General features: G+C 66.8%; 15 protein-coding genes. 12 read left to right on the top strand and 3 right to left on the bottom strand.

Annotation, left to right across the window (positions count from 1 at the left end):
* Entirely contained in the window at window positions 1–795 is a 795-nt protein-coding gene (gene mftE / locus MA875_RS05040; protein ID WP_248240694.1) for a mycofactocin biosynthesis peptidyl-dipeptidase MftE, read from the top strand.
* On the top strand, window positions 792–2,198 hold the full coding sequence (gene mftF, locus MA875_RS05035) for a mycofactocin biosynthesis glycosyltransferase MftF (RefSeq protein ID WP_248240693.1): 1,407 nt from the start codon (window positions 792–794) through the stop codon (window positions 2,196–2,198). Before mftE ends, mftF begins: the two co-directional genes overlap by 4 nt.
* A 118-nt stretch (window positions 2,199–2,316) precedes the next feature.
* On the opposite strand, the gene MA875_RS05030 is transcribed toward mftF, so the two are convergent.
* A complete protein-coding gene (locus MA875_RS05030; protein ID WP_248240692.1) occupies window positions 2,317–2,901 on the bottom strand; it encodes a TetR/AcrR family transcriptional regulator in 585 nt (194 codons plus the stop codon).
* 296 nt (window positions 2,902–3,197) lie between these two features.
* Here MA875_RS05030 and MA875_RS05025 point away from each other — a divergent pair, with 296 nt between their 5' ends.
* Window positions 3,198–5,573, top strand: coding sequence for an MMPL family transporter (locus MA875_RS05025; protein WP_248240691.1), 2,376 nt, complete (start codon window positions 3,198–3,200; stop codon window positions 5,571–5,573).
* Between the two features lie 219 nt (window positions 5,574–5,792).
* Window positions 5,793–6,779 (top strand): phosphotransferase family protein, encoded by a 987-nt coding sequence (locus MA875_RS05020; RefSeq protein ID WP_248240690.1) that lies wholly within the window; start codon window positions 5,793–5,795, stop codon window positions 6,777–6,779.
* Between the two features lie 210 nt (window positions 6,780–6,989).
* On the opposite strand, the gene MA875_RS05015 is transcribed toward MA875_RS05020, so the two are convergent.
* On the bottom strand, window positions 6,990–7,469 hold the full coding sequence (locus MA875_RS05015) for a glutathione peroxidase (RefSeq protein WP_282448723.1): 480 nt from the start codon (window positions 7,467–7,469) through the stop codon (window positions 6,990–6,992).
* A gap of 95 nt (window positions 7,470–7,564) precedes the next feature.
* Window positions 7,565–8,197, bottom strand: a complete 633-nt coding sequence (locus tag MA875_RS05010; RefSeq protein ID WP_248240688.1) for a TetR/AcrR family transcriptional regulator — start codon at window positions 8,195–8,197, stop codon at window positions 7,565–7,567.
* Window positions 8,198–8,291: 94 nt separating this feature from the next.
* On the opposite strand from MA875_RS05010, the gene MA875_RS05005 reads away from it, so the two are divergent.
* The 8 genes from MA875_RS05005 (at window position 8,292) to MA875_RS04970 (ending at window position 20,443) form a co-directional block, all read left to right on the top strand.
* Window positions 8,292–9,593, top strand: a complete 1,302-nt coding sequence (locus MA875_RS05005; RefSeq protein ID WP_248240687.1) for an MFS transporter — start codon at window positions 8,292–8,294, stop codon at window positions 9,591–9,593.
* A gap of 2 nt (window positions 9,594–9,595) precedes the next feature.
* Window positions 9,596–10,381: a phosphatase PAP2 family protein gene (locus tag MA875_RS05000; RefSeq protein WP_248241343.1), complete on the top strand. Its 786-nt coding sequence runs from the start codon at window positions 9,596–9,598 to the stop codon at window positions 10,379–10,381.
* Window positions 10,382–10,401: 20 nt separating this feature from the next.
* The gene (locus tag MA875_RS04995) at window positions 10,402–12,705 is read left to right on the top strand and encodes a glycoside hydrolase family 3 C-terminal domain-containing protein (protein ID WP_248240686.1); all 2,304 of its coding nucleotides are present in this window, start codon (window positions 10,402–10,404) and stop codon (window positions 12,703–12,705) included.
* 490 nt (window positions 12,706–13,195) lie between these two features.
* Window positions 13,196–16,681, top strand: a complete 3,486-nt coding sequence (gene mobF / locus MA875_RS04990) for a MobF family relaxase (protein WP_248241341.1) — start codon at window positions 13,196–13,198, stop codon at window positions 16,679–16,681.
* 82 nt (window positions 16,682–16,763) lie between these two features.
* Window positions 16,764–17,114, top strand: coding sequence for a sulfate permease (locus MA875_RS04985; RefSeq protein WP_248240685.1), 351 nt, complete (start codon window positions 16,764–16,766; stop codon window positions 17,112–17,114).
* 558 nt (window positions 17,115–17,672) lie between these two features.
* Window positions 17,673–18,755, top strand: a complete 1,083-nt coding sequence (locus MA875_RS04980) for a DUF4062 domain-containing protein (protein ID WP_248240684.1) — start codon at window positions 17,673–17,675, stop codon at window positions 18,753–18,755.
* A 233-nt stretch (window positions 18,756–18,988) separates the two neighbouring features.
* Window positions 18,989–19,957: an AAA family ATPase gene (locus MA875_RS04975; RefSeq protein WP_248240683.1), complete on the top strand. Its 969-nt coding sequence runs from the start codon at window positions 18,989–18,991 to the stop codon at window positions 19,955–19,957.
* 9 nt (window positions 19,958–19,966) lie between these two features.
* Window positions 19,967–20,443 (top strand): hypothetical protein, encoded by a 477-nt coding sequence (locus MA875_RS04970; protein WP_504915092.1) that lies wholly within the window; start codon window positions 19,967–19,969, stop codon window positions 20,441–20,443.
* The last annotated feature ends 109 nt before the right edge of the window (window positions 20,444–20,552 follow it).

The following is a 20,552-nucleotide window of genomic DNA, read 5'->3' as shown; positions in this document are numbered from 1 at the left end:
GTGACCTTCCAGGGCTTCCCGCACCTCGTCGACCGCCCGTGGCCCGATGTCGGACACCCGGTCGTACTCGTGCCGGTCGGATCGACCGAGCAGCACGGACCGCATCTGCCCCTCGACACCGATGCGATCATTGCCTCGGCCGTCGCGGACGCGCTCGCCGATCGGTATCGCACCGATGGCACGGATGCCGTCGTGGCCCCGGCTGTCGCGGTCGGGGCAAGCGGCGAGCACCGGGGCTTCCCGGGGACGCTCTCGATCGGGACGGAGACGCTGACGATGCTGCTCGTCGAGCTCGGTCGGTCGGCGGGGGAGTGGGCCGAGCGGCTGGTCTTAGTCAACGGGCATGGCGGCAACGTCGAGGCACTCTCGACGGCGGTATTGACCCTGATCGGCGAGGGACGATCAACGGTTTGGGTCCCTTGCGATCCGGCCTCGGTGGCGGGGATCGGCGTGCCCGTGGACGCGCACGCGGGACGCTCAGAAACCTCGATCATGCAAGCCCTCTGCGCCTCGCGGGTGCGCGCAGACCGGTTCGAGGCCGGAGAGACGCGGCCCATCGGCCTGATCCTGCCCGAACTGCGCGCGTCGGGCGTTCGCGGTGTCGCACCGAACGGGGTACTGGGCGACCCGCACGGGGCGTCCGCCGCCGAGGGGGAGGCATTGCTCCAGGCGATGATCGCCGAGGCCTGGGCGCGGCTGCGCTTCGGCCGGGTGGACGCGCGGGGGTGCGTCGTGCTCGAGGTCGGGCGTGGTGTTGCCGTGTCATCCGACCCCACAGCCGGGACGATCTCGTGACGGCTTCGCCGCGTACCGTGCTGCCCGACGGATTCACGGTGCGGCTCGACCGGCACACGCGCGTAGTCGACGACGGCGCGGTGCTCATCGGCGGTTCACCGACCCGCATCTCCGCGCTGAAGCCGCGTGCCCGCCCCTACCTCCACGGCGACCGCCTGACGGTGAAGGATGCGGTCTCCCGCACGCTCGCCGACCATCTCCTCGCGGCCGGCATCGCCGACCCGGTCGTCGAGTTGCTACCCGACGTCGACCCCGGGCTTGCGACCGTCGTCGTGCCCGTCCGCGACCGACCGAGGCAACTCGACCGCCTCCTCGCCTCTCTCGCCGGATTGCGCGTCATCGTCGTCGACGACGCATCCGTCGACCCGCGCCCGGTCGCCACGGTCGCGGCACGGCACGGCGCCGAGCTGGTCACCCTTAATGAGAACCTTGGGCCCGCGGGCGCTCGTAACGCGGGGCTCGCTCGGGTGGCGACTCCGTTCGTGGTGTTCGTGGACTCCGACGTGGTGGTCGAGGCGGGCGCAATTCCGCTCCTGCTGCGACATTTCGCCGATCCGCGCCTCGCGATGATCGCTCCGCGCGTGCTCGGCTTCGACGCGCCCAGGGCGAACTGGATCACGCGCTACGAGGACGCGAGGTCCTCCCTGGATATCGGCCACGAGGCATCGATCGTGCGGCCGCGCGCCCGCGTAACGTGGCTCCCCGCCGCCTGCCTCGCCGCACGCGTCACCGCGCTCGGGGACGGCTTCGACGCGTCGATGCGCGTCGCGGAAGATGTCGACCTCGTCTGGCGGCTCGTCAAGTCTGGCCATCGCGTGCGCTACGAGCCGGCAGCGGTCGTCCGGCACGATCACCGCGCGACGTTGCGGGCGTGGCTAGGCCGCAAGCTGTACTACGGCACCGGTGCCGATCTGCTTGCAGTGCGGCATCCGCGTGACATCGCACCGGTCACGCTAGCGCCGTGGGCGGCGGCGCTGCTCGTTGCGTTGATGGCCCAGCGCCGCTGGTCGCTTCCCGTGGCAGCCGCCTTGTTCGCGGTGACCATGGTGCGGATCGGACGCCGAGCCACCGCGGTGCGTCACCCCTACCGCCTGGCCGTTCGCCTCACCGGGTACGGCCTCGTGACCGCGATCGCTCAGGGCTTCGCCCTGCTGCTGCGGCACTGGTGGCCGTTGACGGCGATTGGATGCCTCGTCTCACGCCGGGTGCGCAGGGCGGTGGTCGTGGCTGCAGTCGCGGACACTGCCTGGGAACTCGCCCGCACGCGCCCGCGCCTTGACCCGGTGCGGTTCGGGCTCGCGCGCCGACTCGACGACGCGGCATATGGGGCCGGAGTGTGGGTGAGCGCGATCCGCGGACGCTCGCCGCGCGCGCTGCTTCCGGACCTGCGCAGCCGCCGCTGACGCGCCCAGCGGCACCGCGCCCGCGGAGAGGGACCGGCGCGATGCGCACGGACCGTTTCGGCGTAGAACCAGGTCCGGGTGGGCAGGCGCCCTCCGGGGTCATCCGGATACCAGTGGGTCACGAATTCCCAGGTGCTTGCCTTTGGTGCTCCAATGCGTCGCCGACGCCGACCAGTACCCGCCAGACCCAGTCTGCGGCGGTCTCAACGCTCGGCCGGGGGTCTCGTGCGAGCCATGTCTCGATGACACCGAGGGCAGAGCCGGCGATGCCCGCGCTGACGACGCCGAGGGGGATGCCCTCGAACGCTCCCGTGCCCATTCGGGCGAGGCCTTCTCGTGCAACGGCCTCGATGCGGTCGCGTAGCCGTGACGCCACGGCCGCCGAGCCGTGCCGTCCGAGCACGCGCCGGTACACGTCGGCGCGCTCGTCGATGTGGCGCAGGTAAGCGGTGAGTGCGCGTTGCGGTCCGTCTGGCGCGGTGATGGTCTCGGGCAGGAACGTGCCGGCGTCATCCACCGCGGTGTCGAGCGCGTCGGCGAGCAAGGTCTCCTTGTCGGCATAGTGCTGGTAGAAGCTGCTCCGATTCACGCCGGCGCGCTGAACAATGTCGGCGACCGTCACTTCCTCAAGCGGGCGATCACGGGCGAGGTCGAAAAGCGCCTCCTGCAAGGACCGTCGGGTTCGTTCGACGCGGACATCCATGTGGCGATTCTGCCATCCCGCACCAGCACCATTTTCGAGTTCTCCGACATCCGTCTGATTTCCGACAAATGTCGACTAGTCTCGATGACGGCCCGACGGTGCGCCCCCGCTGTCCCATCACGAAAGGTTCTCACGTGGCAGAACTCCTCTATCGCCTCGGTCGATTCGCCGCGCAGCGTCCGTGGGCAGTGATCGTCGGATGGCTTGTCGCACTTGCCCTCGCCATCGGAGCCTTCCTCGCTTTCGGAGGCACCCTTACCTCGAGCATCAGCATCCCCGGCACGGAGACGGAGCGGGTGAGCGAGCAGCTCACTGAGGAGATCGGCGATCTCGGCGGCGGTACCGGAACGGTCGTGTTCCAGAGCGAGAACGGGTCCGAGTTCAGCGAATCACAGCAGGAGCAGATCGGGGATCTGCTGACTCGCATCGGTGGCATCGACGGCGTGGCCGAAGTCGTGAATCCTTTCGACGCCGAGGCCACTCGCGAGGACCAGCAACAGCAACTTCAAGACGGCGCCGCCCAGCTCGACGCCGCACAGCAGCAGCTCGATGATGGCGCTGCGCAGCTCGATGCGGCCCAGGCGCAGCTCGAAGAAGGGCAGGCGCAGCTCGACGCGGCGATTGCGGCGGCGAATGCGGCAGGATCTTACGAACTTGCCGCACCGCAGTTCCTGGCTCAGCAAGCGCAGCTCGATGCCGGCGCGGCGGAGCTTGACGCCCGCCGGAGCGAACTCGAGGCCGGTGCGAAGGAGTTGGCGGACAGGGGCGACCAAATCGCGGATGCTCAACGGCTCGTCGCCGCGGCATCCGAAATCCGCACCGTGACGACAGATCGCTCGACGGCGATCGGCGCAGTGCTGTTCGAAGATGACCTCTTCGCGATTCCGGCGGAGGTCGTGACGGCAGTCAGTGCGGAGCTCGACGAAGTCGACATCGCCGGGGTCCAGGTCGATTACTACTCTGCGGCCATCGCGACGGCCGTGGAAGGGATCCTGGGGGTCGGTGAGCTCGTGGGAATCGCACTCGCCCTGCTGGTGCTGGTGCTCATGTTCCGCGCGCTCCTCCCGGCGATGCTCCCCATTGTGTCGTCCGTCATCGGCGTCGGGGTTGGGGTGGCCGGGGCGCTCGCGTTCTCCGGGGTTGTCGACATGTCTTCGGCCACTCCCGTACTCGGGTTGATGCTCGGGCTCGCGGTGGGTATCGACTATGCCCTGTTCATCATCAATCGGCATCGCCAGCAGATCCTGGCCGGCGTCGACCTGAGGGAGTCGATACCACTGGCGAACGGGACCTCAGGCAACGCCGTGGTGTTCGCCGGATCGACAGTGCTGGTGGCTCTGCTGGCCCTGAATGTCACGGGCATCCCGTTCGTCGGCACCATGGGGACGGTCGCCGCCGGTTGCGTTCTGGTCGCGGTTCTCATCGCCGTGACGCTTACGCCGGCGCTGCTCGGCATCATCGGTCCCCGCGTGCTCAACCGCCGTGCCCGGGCGCAGATCGGGCACGAGTCGCACGCCGCGCCCGACCTGAAGCCCATGACAACCTCGCGCGCGCTCCTCCGTACCGCGATCGCAGTGATCGCCCTGCTCATCGTCGCGATCCCGGCGCTGTCCATGAGGCTCGGCATGCCGGACGGATCATCTGAGCCCCTCGACTCCACCCAGTACCGCGCCTACACGACCGCCGCCGAGGCATTCGGCGCTGGCCAAAACGGCCCGCTGCTCATCACAGCCGCTCTGCCCGAGTCCATCGATGAAGACAACGTCATCGCCGTTCAAGCAGACATCGCCGAGCAGTTGCTTGCGAACGACGACGTCATCGCCGTCGCACCGATAGGCATCTCAGACAATCGGGATTTCCTCGCCTTCCAGGTCGTGCCGATCGACGGACCCTCCAGTGAATCAACTGAGCAACTCGTACGAGACCTGCGCGACCTCTCCCCAATCGGCGAGATCGAGCTTGGAGTCGCAGGCCAGGCGAGTGGCAACATCGACATCTCCGAGAAACTCGCCGACGTTCTGCCCGTGTACCTCGTGCTCGTCGTTGGACTCTCCTTCCTCATCCTCGTCCTCGTCTTCCGGTCCATCCTGGTCCCGCTGGTCGCCACCGCCGGGTTCGTTCTGTCCCTGGTCGCCGCATTCGGTGCCGTCGTGGCGATCTACCAGTGGGGGTGGCTCGGACCCGTATTCGGAGTACACAGCCCCGGTCCTGTGCTGAACTTCGCGCCAATCATCCTTATCGGCGTGCTGTTCGGTCTCGCCATGGATTATCAACTCTTCCTGGTCTCGGGCATGCGCGAAGCTTTCGTGCACGGTGTCCCCGCGCGGATGGCCGTCATCGCCGGCCTCAGAAATGGACGCGCAGTTGTCACGGCCGCCGCAATCATCATGGGCGCCGTGTTCGGCGGATTCGTGTTCTCGCACATCGCGCTGGTTCGACCCATCGGCTTCGGCCTCGCTGCCGGTGTCTTGATCGACGCGTTCGTGGTACGACTCGTCCTCATCCCTGCAGCAATGCACCTGCTCGGGGAAAAGGCATGGTGGCTGCCGAAGTGGCTCGACCGGATCCTTCCCAACGTCGACGTCGAAGGAGCAGCGCTAGAACGCAGCCACCCCGTGCACGGCGCCACGACGGGCACCCAGAACACGCCGAACGAGCTCGCACGTGAGTGACCCTCTCGTCCGTCCCCACGAGCGCGCCATGGAGACGGCATGACACCTATCCGGTGAGGGAGCGCCTTCAATCGGCGGACCGGGAGTGCTGCGCGAAGATAATCTGCCAGGTAGTCCGAGTTCCACAGGAGCTCGCGATTCACATCAAGTTACGAGACAATTGAACGTTGCGGCGCGTTCTTCGACCGTCACCACCTCACAGCGCTCGCCCCGGAGCACATGGAAAGCCCTACCAAGAACCGCCAGACTGTCGAGACGATCGAGGCGCTCGTGGATGCTGCCTACGGGGCGCGACAGGTGCCAAAGGCTGATGGGTCCATCGTCGAACTGAAACGTGGGCGTTTTAACGCCGTGTATCGGGTGCGTCTTCGGGACGGGCGTGATGTCGCACTCAAGATCGCGCCTTCGCCGGAGGTCAATGTGCTCACCTACGAGCAACGGCTCATGGCAAATGAACTCGCCGCGATCGAGCTCATTGCACGTCGCTCGGCCGCACCGGTGCCTCACGTCGAGCACATCTTCGACGGCGCCGGCCCAGTCGGCGCCCCATGCTTCTTCATGGCTTTCGTCGACGGAGAGAATCTGGGTGAGCTGCTGGAGCACGGCGAGAAAGCCGATGCGCCCAGGTTAGATCACCTGATGACGGAGTTGGGGCGCGTCAACCGCGTGCTCAACGGCATTCGTGGGTCCTCGTTCGGCTACGTTGGGGACCCCGTGTTCTCGGACTGGCCACAGGCATTCAGGCGCATGGTCGAGGATGTGCTCGCCGACGGACACCGAGCGCAAGTCCGACTCGAAGACATCGAGGAGCGTGCGGCTGCCGCCCTCGATCTGCACAGCGACGCACTGCGGGCCGTTACCTCCCCGGTCCTGGTGTCCTGGGACCTCTGGCCTGGAAACGCGATCGTCACAAAGTCGATGCTCGTTGGAGTGGTAGATCACGAGCGCTCTTTGTGGGGCGACCCGCTGATGGAAGCCGGCTTCATGAACCCCAACATCCCCATCTTCCCCAGGGAGCAGGCGTTCGCTCGAGGATACGGCGTCGTACAAGGGGATGAGAGCGGGCGGGCGCGAAAAGCTCTCTACGCACTACACCGGCTGCTCATCATGGCCGTGGAACCCTCTTATCGCGGGCACCAGGATCCCCGACAAGAGGTGTGGAGTCTCGAACGGATCCGCGGTCTGCTAACGAGCCTTGGCGTGTGAGCGGGACGAGAGGTGGTGGCGTGGGCGCGGTGATCGGGCAACGGTTCGCGTTGCGTCCGCGATGGTTTTCGAGGGGGCAGATGGGGCAGGATCTTGATTCCGGCGAGTCAGACCACCGCGGCGGGTGGTACCCATTCGCGTCGCAAATCTCGCTGTACCTCGCCGTTCACTTCATCGCAAGGAGTTTCATCGGTCGGCGTTTACTGAAAATCAGAGCAGCCCCCGCTCGATCGCCGAGACGATCGCCGGGTCGTCGGGCAACGTGTGAGGACGGAAGCGGTGCACATCGTCCGACCTCGTCACCAGAAACTTCTCGAAGTTCCACTGGACCTTGCCGGCTTTCCCACGTGAGTCGGGAGTCTTCTTCAACTCAGAGTAGAGAGCGTGCTCGCGGCGGCCGTTGACGCGGATCGGATCGAAAACCGGAAAGCTGATGCCGTATGTCATGGAGCAGTATTGCTTGATCGCATCATTGGTCCGCAGTTCCTGAAGGAACTGATTGCTGGGGAACCCGACAACCTGTAGACCTCGATGGCCATACTGCTGTTGCAGGTGCTCCAGCGTCGCATACTGAGGAGCAAGCCCACATCGTGAAGCGACGTTGACGATGAGCAACATCTTGTCGCCGAACTCCGAGAGCGAGGTTGTGGTGCCCTCCATGGTCCGAATCTCAATCTCGCGAATCTTCATAACGCATGCAACGCCTCAAGGGTCGCGGGTGTTCCCCACTGTTCGCCGAGGCATGACCCGCGCTTGTGCCCTCCGGTGGGGCGACGATGGGCTGGTCAACGTGTGCGCTGATCGGTGTCCTTCCGCATCAGCAGCGTCAGCAGGGCGTCGACGGTCGCCGCCATGTCGAGGTCGGGCTCCAGCATCCACTGCACCTGCAGGCCGTCCGCCACCGCCTGCAGGATCCTCGCGACCGTCTCGGGCTCGACCTCTGAGCTGATCCGGCCGTCCGTCTGCGCGCGCGCGATCGCGAGCCCGAAGACCCCGCGCAGCTGCCTGCCGCGCTCGACGAAGAAGTCGTGGGCGGGATGCTGGGGGTCGACGGCGTCGACCGAGAGCCGGGCGAACAGCTGCACGACGCCGGGGACGTCGGAGTTGTGGCGCACGATGTTCACGTAGCCGGCGCGGACGTCCTCGAACGCGACGGGCTCGAGCTCGGCGTCCTGGAGTCTGAACGAGGCCGCGTCGAGCTCGTCGCGCTTGCGGAGGATCTCGGTGAAGAGCTCCTCCTTGCTGCCGAAGTAGTGGAGGAGCCCGGCTTGGCTGAGTCCGACGGCGTCGGCGAGCTCCTTCACCGAGGCGCCGCGGAATCCCTCGCGGGCGATGACGTCGAGCGCGGTCTGGAGGATCTCCTCGCGCTTGGCGACGCCCTTCGCGTACGAGCCCCGGCGGCGTTGCTGGTCTGCCATGAAGCCAGTAAAGCGAACGACGCTTGATTCTCAAAACCGAATGTCGTATGGTTTTGTCGGCGCCCACGGTGGTCGCCGAAAGGATCACGTGACGATGACGTCAGAACCCGAGCTCGCGCCCGCTGCGGCGCCCATGACCGAGAACACCTTCATGGCCACGGCCTCCGGAAACGACGACCCGCCCGCACCGCTCAAGGGCCTTCGCCGGCTCATGGTGTGGATCATCCCCGCCAACCTCGGCATCTTTCTGGTGTGGGGCGCCGTGCCCGGCATCCTTCTCCCGCAGCAGATCACGATGCTGTTCGGCGAGGAGGACAAAGTCGCCAACCTCGCGATCGTGGCGACCATCGGCGCGTTCGCCGCGATGATCGCCCAGCCGGTCGCAGGTCAGGTCTCGGACCGCACGCGGACCCGCTTCGGTCGCCGCGCGCCGTGGATCGTCATCGGCGCGCTCGCCGGCGGCCTCGCCCTGGTGGGCCTGGCCTTCGCGAACTCGCTCGTCGGCGTCATCGTCGCGTGGACGCTCGTGCAGGTCGCCTACAACTTCGCGCAGGGTCCGCTGTCGGCCGTAATGCCCGACCGCGTGCCGCTCAAGCGGCGCGGCACATTCGCGGCGCTCTCGGGCATCGGGCTCATGGTCGGCGCGCTCGGCGGCACGATCGTCGGCTCGTTCTTCTTCAACAGCATCGCGCTCGGCTACGTCATCTTCGCCGTGTTCGCGGTGGTGATCCTGAGCCTGTTCGTCGTCTTCAACCCCGACTACTCGAGCCAGGAGCTCCAGCCCGAGCCGTTCACGCTCGTCGAGTTCCTCAAGACGTTCTGGGTCAACCCCGTCAAGCACCCGGACTTCTTCTGGGCGTTCACCGGTCGCCTGCTGCTGTATACGGGGTACTTCGCCGTCACCGGTTACCAGCTGTTCCTCCTCACCGACTACTTCGGCGTCGAGCACCCTGAGACGGTCATCCCGCTCCTGGGTCTGCTGTCGCTGGTCGGCATCATCATCTCGACGGTCGTGTCGGGTCCGATCTCCGACAAGGTCGGGCGGCGCAAGCCGTTCGTGTTTGCGTCGGCTGCCGTCGTGAGCCTCGCGTTCCTCCTGCCGTGGTTCTGGCAGGACCTCAACGCGTGGATGCTAATGACCTTCATCGCGGGCTTCGGCTTCGGCATGTTCCAGGCGGTCGACACGGCGCTGATGAGCGAGGTGCTGCCCTCGGCGAAGAACTTCGCGAAGGACCTCGGCGTCGTGAACATCGCAGCCACCCTTCCCCAGACGCTCGCCCCCGGCGTCGCCGGCGCGATCGTGCTCGTCGCGGGCTACCAGGCCCTGTTCCCGGTCGCGATCGTGCTCGGCATCCTGGGCGCCCTCGCGGTGTGGCCGATCAAGGCCGTGAGGTGACGATGGGCACTGCGCTCACCGGTGACGCGACGACTCGGGATGCTGCGGCATCCCGAGTCCGCCGCCCCATGGCGCTGCTGTGGTGGGCGCTGGGGCTCACCGCCGCGTTCGCCCTCATGGGGACCGCGGTCGCCGTGAATGCTGAGGAGCCGTTCACGCAGGGCCTCGACGACTGGTGGCGGGCCCTCGTGGGCACCGCCCCGGACAGCACCGCCCACCTCGGGCCGATCGCGATGTTCTTCCAGATCCTCGGCGAGGGCGGCGGTGCCCTCGTGATGGTGATCCTGCTGCCGCTGGGCCTCGTGGCCGTCGGGCGCTGGCGATCGGCGCTGTTCGCGATCGCGGCGCTCCTGACCTCGATGGGCCTGTACTCGCAGGGCATGAAGAACCTCGTCGACCGCCCGCGTCCGGCCGCAGATGAGGCCCTGGGGCTCTACGGCCCGCTGTTCTCGGTCGACCACGGGTCCTTCCCCTCGGGGCACGCGGTCGCCGCGGCGGCCTTCGTGTTCGTGATCGCCGCGCTCATCCCGTCGGCTCGCCGCACGGTGCGCCGCGTGTGGTGGATCGTGGGCGGCGTGATCATGGTCGGCATGATGTGGCAGCGCACCCTCATCAACGCGCACTGGCTGAGCGACACCTTCTTCGGGCTCGTCGCCGGCGCCGCCGGTGCGCCGCTGATCTGGTGGGCGTTCTGGCCGTGGCTGCAGAAGGACTACGGGCGTCCCGTTTGGTTCCTGCACCTCGGCGCCCGTCGACGCGCCGAGCTCGCGGCATCCCAACCGATCTGACAACCCTCGAAAGGAACACCATGACGATCCCCGATGTCAGCACCCTCACCCTCGAAGAGAAGGCGTCGCTCACGAGCGGCGCGAGCTTCTGGTGGACCACCCCCGTCGAGCGCGCCGGGGTCTCGGCGATCATGCTCACCGACGGTCCGCACGGTCTGCGCAAGCAGCGCGAGGGCGGCGACCACCTCGGCATCGGCGACAGCGTGCCGGCGACTTGCTTCCCGCCCGCCGTCGCGCTGGGATCGTCGTGGGACGTCGACCTCGTGTCGCGGGTCGGCGAGGCGCTCGGCGCCGAGACCTCGATCGAGAAGGTGGCGGTGCTGCTCGGACCGGGCGTCAACATCAAGCGCTCTCCGCTGTGCGGTCGGAACTTCGAGTACCTGTCGGAGGACCCGATCGTGTCGGGTGCGCTCGGGGCGGCGTACGTCGACGGCGTGCAGTCGCAGGGTGTCGGCACGTCGCTGAAGCACTTCGCCGCGAACAACCAGGAGGACGACCGGATGCGGTCGTCGTCGGACGTGGACCCGCGGCCGCTGCGCGAGATCTACCTGCGCGGCTTCGAGCGGGTCGTCCGCGACGCGCAGCCCTGGACCGTCATGTGCTCGTACAACCGCATCAACGGGGTGTACGCGTCCGAGGACCCGTGGCTGCTGACCGAGGTGCTGCGCGACGACTGGGGCTTCGAGGGTCTCGTGGTCTCGGACTGGGGTGCGGTCAACGACCGGGTCTCGGGCATCGTCGCAGGCATGGACCTCGAGATGCCGACCTCGAACGGGGTCACCGACGCCCAACTCGTCGCGGCGGTGCAGAACGGGACGCTCGACGAGTCGGTGCTGGATGTCGCGGCGGGCCGGGTGCTCGACCTCGTGCGCAGGGCGCAGGCCGGCGCCGGCCGCGTCGAAGGCCCGCTCGGCGTCGACGGGCACCACGCGCTCGCGCGCGAGGCGGCGGGCCGCGGCATCGTCCTGCTCAAGAACGAGCCGGCCGCGGGGGGCGAGGCGCCGCTGCTGCCGCTCGCGAAGGACGCGCGCATCGCCGTCATCGGCGAGTTCGCCGAGAAGCCGCGCTACCAGGGTGCGGGCTCGTCGATGATCAACCCGACGCGCCTGGACGCCGCACTCGACGAGATCCGCGCACTCGCGACGGGCGACGTGACCTACGCCAAGGGCTTCGGCATCGCATCGACCACGACGGCCGACGACAACGCCGCACTGCGCGACGAGGCGGTGGCCGCGGCATCCGGTGTCGACGTCGTGGTGCTGTTCCTCGGTCTGCCCGCCCGCCTCGAGTCCGAGGGATACGACCGCACCGACATCGACCTGCCCGCCGAGCAGCTCGCTCTGCTCGCCGCAGTGCTGGCCGTCAACCCGAACACGGTCGTCGTGCTCTCGAACGGCGGGGTGGTGGCCCTTCCCTTCGCCGAGCGCGTGCCCGCGATCCTTGAAGGCTGGCTGCTCGGCCAGGCAGGCGGCGGAGCGACCGCCGACGTGCTGTTCGGCGACGTCAACCCGTCGGCGAAGCTCACCGAGACGATCCCGCTTCGGCTCGAGGACACCCCCGCGTTCCTCGACTTCCCGGGCGAGTTCTCGCACACCCGCTACGGCGAGGGCATCTTCGTCGGCTACCGCTGGTACGACGCGCGCCGCATTGAGGTGGCGTTCCCGTTCGGTCACGGCCTCTCGTACACGACGTTCTCGTACACGGATGCCGCAGCCACCGTCGATGCGGACGGCGACGTCATCGTCACCGTCGCGGTGACGAACACCGGCGCCCGCGCGGGTCGCGAGGTCGTGCAGGTCTACACGTCACTGCCCGGTTCGCGCGTGCAGCGGGCCCCTCGAGAGCTCAAGGCGTTCGCGTCGGTCGCCCTCGAGCCGGGCGAGACGCAGACCGTCGCGCTGACCGTGCGCCGCGCCGACCTCGCATACTGGGACATCCGCGCCGACCGGTTCGTCGTCGAGGGCGGAGCCTACGCGGTCGACGTGGCGGCGTCGAGCCGCGACATCCGCGCGTCCGTCTCGATCGAGGTGACCGGCGACACGCTGCAGCTGCCCCTCTCGAAGACCTCGTCGATCGGCGAGGTCATGGCGCACCCCGTCGTGGGACCCATGGTGCAGGCGGCGATCGCTCAGATGATGGGCTCGATGGACGGCGTCGAGGCGATCATGCCAGAAGGCGTCGACGCCTCGAAGATGATGGAGTCGTTCCCGATCGGCCGCGCCGGGATGTTCGCCGCCGTGAGCGACAGCCCGGGCGGCGTGACGCCGGAGATGATCGACGGGCTGATCGCGATGGCAAACGCGCCGCTCCCGCCGCAGCGCTGAACAATGTCGGTCATGGAGACGTCGCGACGGCTAGGAGGACGTCTCCGCCTTGGTAACTGAGGGCGCGATCCCCACCGGTTGGCCCGACCATGCCGGTTGGCCGTCCTCGGTGAATCCGAGCGTGACAGTATCGCGACCTTGCACTTGCGTTGTCGTCACGGACGCGGTCGGGATGTCGAATGGCCGGCCCGACCGCGTCGGTGAAAGGGAGATTGCCCCAGGGATCAGGGGCCATCGGTGCATTGCGTAGCCTGAGTAGCACCGCGGCGAGTAGCTCGCTCCCGACGACAACCCACCCCGACCGCCGAGTCAATCTCGCTGGCGGACAACCGGTTCGCTATAGGAGCTCCCCGCAGATCCGATGCCACTTGTTCGCGCAACGACCGATGCACCTCCACACGTCTTGCAGATCGAGGGTCGCGCCCGCTGAAGCGGGCACGGCTCGACCACCTCTCTGGGAAAGGAGAGGCGGTGCCGGGTGTCGGTGTCGATGCGGGTGATGAGCGCGGGCGATGGGTACAAGTACCTCCTCCGCACCGTGGCAGCAGCGGACGGCGATCGGCCGCTCTCGACCCCGCTGACGCGGTACTACGCCGAAGCCGGCACGCCGCCGGGACGCTGGCTCGGCAGCGGACTGCCAGAGCTCGCCGACGGCAGGATCGCCGCGGGATCGCGGGTGTCCGAGGCACAGCTCGAGCTGTTGCTCGGGATGGGGCGCGACCCCGGAAAGGGAGCGCCGCTCGGCCGCGCGTACCCCGAGTACGCAGCATCCGCGCCCGGATCCGACCGCCCAGCCGAGGGCGCTCCAGCACCGACCCGCCGCCGCGCAGTCGCCGGCTACGACTTCACCTTCTCGTTGCCGAAGTCGGCATCCGTCCTCTGGGCAGTCGCCGACGCCAACACCCAGGCCACAATCGCCGCGGCGCACCACAAAGCGATCGACGACGTCCTCGCCTTCATGGAGCGTGAAAACGCCGCGACTCGGGCTGGCGAAGCGGGCCGTGATGGCGCTGTCGCGCAGGTTGAGGTCACCGGACTCATCGCCGCGGGCTTCGACCATTTCGACTCCCGCGCCGGCGATCCGCAGTTGCACACGCACGTCGTGGTGAGCAACAAAGTGCGCACTGTGCTGGACGGCAAGTGGCGCTCGCTCGACGGACGACCGCTGCACGCCGCGACGGTTGCGCTGTCCGAGCTGCACACGGCTGTGTTCTCCGACCACCTTTCGCGTGCGCTGGGCGTGCGGTGGGAGCTGCGCGACCGCGAAGCCGACCGCAACCCGGTGTGGGCGATCGCAACCGTTCCCGAGCAGCTCGTCGCGGAGTTTTCGTCCCGCTCGCGCCATATCGACATCGAGAAGGACCGGCTCATCGACGAGTACATCGCGACACGCGGGCGCGCGCCGTCGAAGGTGACGATCATCCGACTCCGTCAGCAGGCGACCCTCGCAACCCGTCCCGAGAAGCAACTCCGGTCCCTCGCCGATCTCACACACGAGTGGCGCACCCGCGCCAGCCGACTGCTAGGCCGCAATGCGACAGCGTGGGCTCGTGGCGCGGTGGAGCACCAGGACGCCCCGCAGCCGCGCCGTGCCGAAGACATCGAGCGCAGCATCCTGAACCACCTCGCAGAGCGGGTCGTCGAAGCGGCCAGCGAGCGCCGCTCGACCTGGACTCGCTGGAACCTCTACGCCGAAGCCGCGCGCCAGACGATGGGTTGGCGGTTCGCCGCGACCGAGGACCGCGAGGCGATCGTCGGCATGATCACCCATGCTGCGGAGCAGCGCTCCACGCGCCTCACGCCACCCGAGCTCGCGGTCTCGCCCGCTGAGTTCCGCCGTGCTGACGAGACGAGCGTCTTCCGCCCGCGCAACTCCACGCGCTACTCATCGATTACGCTGCTCGACGCCGAGGAGCGCTTGCTTACCGCGTCGCGCGCGCCCGATGCACCGGTGGTCAGCACTGCAACCCTCGAGCGTGCCGAGCGCGCCCGCCGCAATCACGGGATCGTCCTCGGGGAGGATCAGCGCACGGCGCTCCAATCGATCGCAACCTCCGCACGCTCGCTCGACGTACTTATCGGACCGGCGGGTGCGGGTAAGACGACGGCGATGCATGCGCTGCGCCTGGCCTGGGAGCACGAGCACGGGCGGGGCTCGGTAATCGGACTCGCGCCATCCGCCGCGGCGTCGCGCGAGCTTGCCGATGACCTCGGCATAGCTGCCGAGAACACCGCAAAGTGGCTGCACGAGCACGACCAGGGCCGCGTAACCCTCCGGGCCGCACAGCTCGTCATCATCGATGAGGCATCCCTTTCCGGCACGCTCGCGCTCGATCGCATCAGCACGCTGGCGACGCAGGTCGGGGCGAAGGTGCTGCTGGTGGGGGACTGGGCGCAGTTGCAGTCGGTTGACGCCGGCGGCGCGTTCCGGATGCTCGTCGAGGCCCGCCCAGATGCACCAGAACTCGCCGACGTCCACCGCTTCCGCAATGCGTGGGAGAAGGACGCATCGCTCGACCTTCGTAACGGGCGAGTGCACGCCCTCGACACTTACGGTGCGCATGATCGGATCGTCGGCGGCGACGCCGACGCAATGGCGGATGCCGCCTACAGCGCCTGGCTCCGAGACGTCGCAGCGGGCATTTCGTCGGTTCTCGTCGCCGAGACGGGTGAGTCGGTCGCCACGCTCAACCGGCGGGCGCGCGCCGAGCTGATTCTCAACGGCGTTGTGGAGGCGGGCGCTGAGGCTCCGCTGTGGGATGAGTCCGCGGCATCCGTCGGTGATGTCGTCATCACCCGCAAGAACGACCGCCGCCTGCGCTCAGGGCGCGACTGGGTGCGCAACGGAGCGCGGTGGAAGGTCGTCGCCGTTCGTCGCGACGGTTCGCTACGCGTGCAAAATACCGACCGTACCGACGCCCGACCACTCACGCTACCTGCTCAGTACGTGGCTGAGAACGTCGACCTCGGATACGCGGTGACCGCCTACCGCGCGCAGGGGATCACGACCGACACCGCGCACGCCGTCGTCGACCCCGGAACGACGCGCGAGAACCTCTACGTCGCGATGACACGGGGGAGAGTCTCGAACACCGCGTATGTGGTCGTGTCGCGCACCGACAACAATCACTCCGCCCGGCATCCCGGTGAGCGTCTGGATGCGTCGGCTCGCGACATCCTCGCAGGCGTGCTCGGTCACGTCGGCGCAGAGCTGTCGGCACACGAGACGATCGCCGCCGAGCAGGAGAACTGGGGATCGATCGCGCAACTCGCCGCCGAGTACGACACGATCGCGGCCTCCGCCCAGCGGCCACGGTGGATGCACCTCATTCAGGCGTGCGGGCTGCCTGGCGAACTGGCCGAAGCGGTGATCGCGTCGGACGCCTTCGGTGCCCTCACCGCAGGCCTTCGACGCGCCGAGGCGCTCGGTCACCACGTCGAGACGCTTGTGCCGCGCATAGTCGCCGCCCGTGGATTCGAAGATGCTCAGGATGCTGCAGCAGTACTCCACGAACGCCTCGAGCGCATCCTCGCTCAGCGGTCGAGCGGCAGCTCGCGAGGGAGCGGGCAGCGCCTGATTGCGGGCCTCATTCCGGCGGCGATGGGGGAGATGGATGCCGAGATGCGGCGTGCCCTCGACGAACGCGCGCAACTGATTGAGGCGCGCGCCGTCGCGCTCGTGGAAGCGGCGCTGGCCTCGAAAGCGAGCTGGATCGCGTCGCTCGGGTGCGTACCTGTCGATCCTGGTCGCATGGGCGCCTGGCGGCGCCAAGCCCGCATTGTGGCGGCCTACCGTGACCGGTACGGCGTTTTCGATGATGACGCGCTCGGCGCTCCCGCAACCTCGCCGAACCAGCGATTGGATGCCGCGGCCGCAGCCGCGGCGCGGGATCGGGCGCTCAGGTTGTCGAGGGCCGATACTCCTACACTGCCGCAGCGGGTGCCTGTTCGTGCAGGATCTGTCCACAGCCTGTAGCGGGTAGTCCTATCCGTGCGGGAGGGGCGAGCGTAACCTGAGCGCAACCGCAAGCCCCACGCCTGAAGGAGAGGCCTGGCCGATGTTCCAGTTGCTCATCGCATTCGTGAGTCGCATCTACGCCGTCTTCCAGCGGACGATGCCGACGAACATCCTGATTCGCGCGACGCACACGCGCCGCGGACTCAAGTGGGGCGTGCCCGCGATGCTCGTCGCGGTCTTCTACGTCGTGATCGCCGCCGCACTCGCGCAATGGGTCGCCGGGGGCGCGCCGGGTTGGATCAACCTGCTCGTACTGGTGTGCCTGTGGAACGCGATCAAGTTCGTGGTGAACGGGCCGATCACGCTTGTGCGGATCGTGCGGGTACGGGCGCTGGAGCGGCGCTACCACGACGCGGGAGTGGCGTCGAACGAATCGATGCCGGTGAGCTGAAAACCCGCTCTAGGTGACGGATCGGCCCGCGGGGCCGGCTTCAATTGCCGTCCCCTCATCATTCATCTCTCTGCACCTGCCAAACGCGCAGGACTTCCCGCTGACGCAGTGATCGCAGCACAGGGAGCGGCGGCGCGGATCAGGACCGCCTTCCGGTCGCCGCCGACAGACGCGACCCCGCGTCCCGGATCAAACCCAGCGCGCCCCCGAACTCGCACCAAGAGGGTCAATGGCCCGGGCGAGAGTCTCCAGGCAGCTAATTAGGAACTGACCGTTACACCTACCGGCCTTCAAGTCGCCGAATGGCAACTTGAACCCTCCGCTGATCGGATCGCAGCTTGAGAAGTTGCATGCCACGGGCTTACCCGCCCGCAATCAGGCGGTGAAGTCTGTTGTCCTCTCCGTGCAGCCTCTCCGACGGCCTCGGAGCGTCCCCACCCCACGAGTACCGGCGTAACAGCAAGACGTCAACGAAGACACCACAAGAGGCCGCGCCGTGCGCCCTCACTACGGCGTCGTTCCTGCTGGGAAGTCCCAATGGCTCGCTAACCTCAGATCATGCCCGGGGATCGCCGCGAACAAGTCTTTGTCAGTTCCACCTACCTTGATCTGCGCGAAGAGCGGCAGTCGGTCATCCAGGCATTGCTCATCGCCGGTTGCATTCCCGCAGGTATGGAGTTGTTTCCGGCGGGCAACGACGAGAAGTGGCGGCTAATTCAGCGGGTCATCAACGAGTGCGACTACTACGTCCTCGTTATCGGCGGTAAGTACGGATCGCTCGACCCAGCGACCGAACTCAGCTACACGGAGATGGAGTTCGACTACGCCGAGTCGATCGAGAAGCCGATCATGGCCTTCCTTCATGGCGCTCCCGGCAAATTGACCGGAGATCAGATCGAGCTCGACAAGGAGCGCCGGGAGAAGCTCGATGCATTCCGCACGAAGGTCGAGGCGTCGCGGGTGGTGAAGTACTGGAACACGCCAGCCGAACTCCCCGGACACGTGGCCTTGGCTCTCATGGAAACTCGTGATCACTACCCCGCTGAAGGATGGGTGCGTGCGAGTCAAGCAATGACGCCCGAAGTCCGTACCGAACTCGCGGAGCTTCGAGCCAAGGTCGCAGAACTGACGCAGGAAGCACAAGCCAAGGCGACCTCAACGGCGTTTCTCGAAGGCATCGACGAACTTGCTCAAGGAGAAGATGAGTACGAGGTCAAGATGCTGTTTCAGGGATATCGGAAAGACCAGCTTCGTGAGGACGGACAACTACGGGAGATGTTCACCTCCCCCGGCACATGGTGGATGATCCTGTCGTCGACGTGGAACGAGATTCTCCAGACCGTTGGGCCTACGTTGCTCCACGAAGCGTCAGAGCCGGAGATTCGCCGTGCGCTCGACGCGTGGGTTGACAGTCGAGCGGCTGAGGTGTCCGAGAACTACCACGCAGACTTTGGAAAACGAACCAGCAAGATCTCGGTGGGCGACGAGGTCGTCAGCGACATCATCGTCCAACTGTTCGCCATCGGAGTTATCGCGCGAGGCGATAAGAAGCGAGCGGTCAACAACACCGCCAAGTATTGGCGGCTGACCCCACTGGGTGAAGACCAGATGATGAAGCTCCGCGCGATCCGCCGGGGTTAGGCGGCGGAGCCTGCGCCGCGACTACGGCGAGCGCCCCGCCCGGGCGATGGCGTGATCCGGCAAGAATCGAGCCACCTGCTTGGCTGACGCGCCGCCATTGGGCGCGGCCTGAGACCGCCAAAGGGCCGAGCTTGTGGTGATGAGCGGGGCGACGCGTTCAGCGCTCAGGGCAGCTTTACGCAACGTCGTCGGGTCGGCTTACAGTGACCGAAGCTCCCGTTAGGATCGGCGCTATGGCGGGCAGGCAGATAAAGGATGTCGTGCGTGCGTTCCAGGCGCGCGACGAGCTGGCATTCCGCCGCGCGGTAAACGAGATCATCGAGGAAGAAGAGGCTCGCCACCACTTCGCGATCGCCCGCGATCTCCGCGCTCTCCTCGCGGTCGGGAGCGGTGCGCGCCAAACGGACTCGCTCTTCACGCTTCCTCCGGCGCCGAAGTCACGGGACAACGAGTGGGATCTCATTGATGTACGGATCCCAGAATTGGATCTGAGCGACCTTGTTGTAGAGCCGTCCGTTGCTAGCACCTTGGATGAAGTTGCTGGAGAGGTCGCTCACTGGGAAGAACTTACGAGTGCGGGAGTCCCCAAGCGGCAGAAGCTACTTTTCACCGGACCGGCGGGCACGGGCAAGACGAGTGCCGCTGAGGGACTGGCGACAATGCTTGGCTGGCCACTGGGCTTGGTCAGTGTGGACACCGTCGTCTCGTCTTACCTGGGCGAGACAGCAACGAACTTGCGACGCGTTTTCGAGTTTGCCCGGGACCACCGACTTGTCCTTGTCTTTGACGAGTTCGATGCATTGGGGCGGATGCGTGACGACTCGTCGGAGCATGGGGAGATGAAGCGGGTCGTATCGTCCTTCCTGCAGTTCCTCGACCACTATTCCGGCCCCAGCATCTTGATCGCCATTACCAACTACCCCGGTCTCCTCGACTTTGCTCTTTGGCGGAGATTCGACGAGGTAGCCGAGTTCAAGCGTCCCGGCGTTCATGCCATCCGTCGCTTGCTTCGCCTACGCGCGCGTGCCATGCGCGTCAAACCTTTTGCTACCGACGAAGTTGCGTCCGCATTGAAGGGTCTCCCACACGCTGCCGTCGAACGATTCGTGTACGACGTGCGCCGCGAGCAAATCCTCAGGGGGGAAGTGAGCGCAAGTCGTGTCAGCGAGCTTCTGCGCGGCATCCGCCAGCGCGCGTGGTAAGCAAGCGGAGTGGTAAGTCATCCGTTCCTGCCTCCCAGGAGAACCTTGACTTCGCGACGCGTGTCGCCCGGCTTCGGAGTTACACCTTCACGTAATCCCCGGCGACATGGCCAGGCGCTTAGTGCGCAACTCGCAACAATGCCTGTCGCATCCGCTCGTTCGGCAATGGATGGGGTGGACCCGCGATTCGTCTTCAAGATCAAGTCTGAAGCCGGGTTCGCTGACGACCACACACTCAGCCTTCGCGAGTTGGAAGTACTTGGCACCGATGACTCCGCCACTTACTTCGTACTCGCCGAGGATGGCGGACGAGCATTTGCCGCCGCTCTTGAGCGATATGGTCAAGGCGAGGATGTCGAGGGCGGCGCGGGCGAGCTCAAATCTCTCTACAACAAGATCGATTCAATTGCTGTATACGGCCCCGACGACCGGAGGGGACCGGGCGTCGAGGATCTTCCCGAGGTCGGCCTAGGGCGTGTCTCTTAAAGCCTTGAGCCAGATGGTGATGGCGCGTAGGACGACGCCGCCGCGATAGGTCAGGGCGAGTTTGTCGTAGCGGGTGGCCAAGGCGCGCCATTGCTTGAAGATGTTGAAT

Origin of the sequence: Microbacterium kunmingense (assembly GCF_023155745.1) — a bacterium.
GTDB lineage: Bacteria > Actinomycetota > Actinomycetes > Actinomycetales > Microbacteriaceae > Microbacterium > Microbacterium kunmingense.
This window is presented reverse-complemented; position numbering and strand designations above follow the sequence as displayed.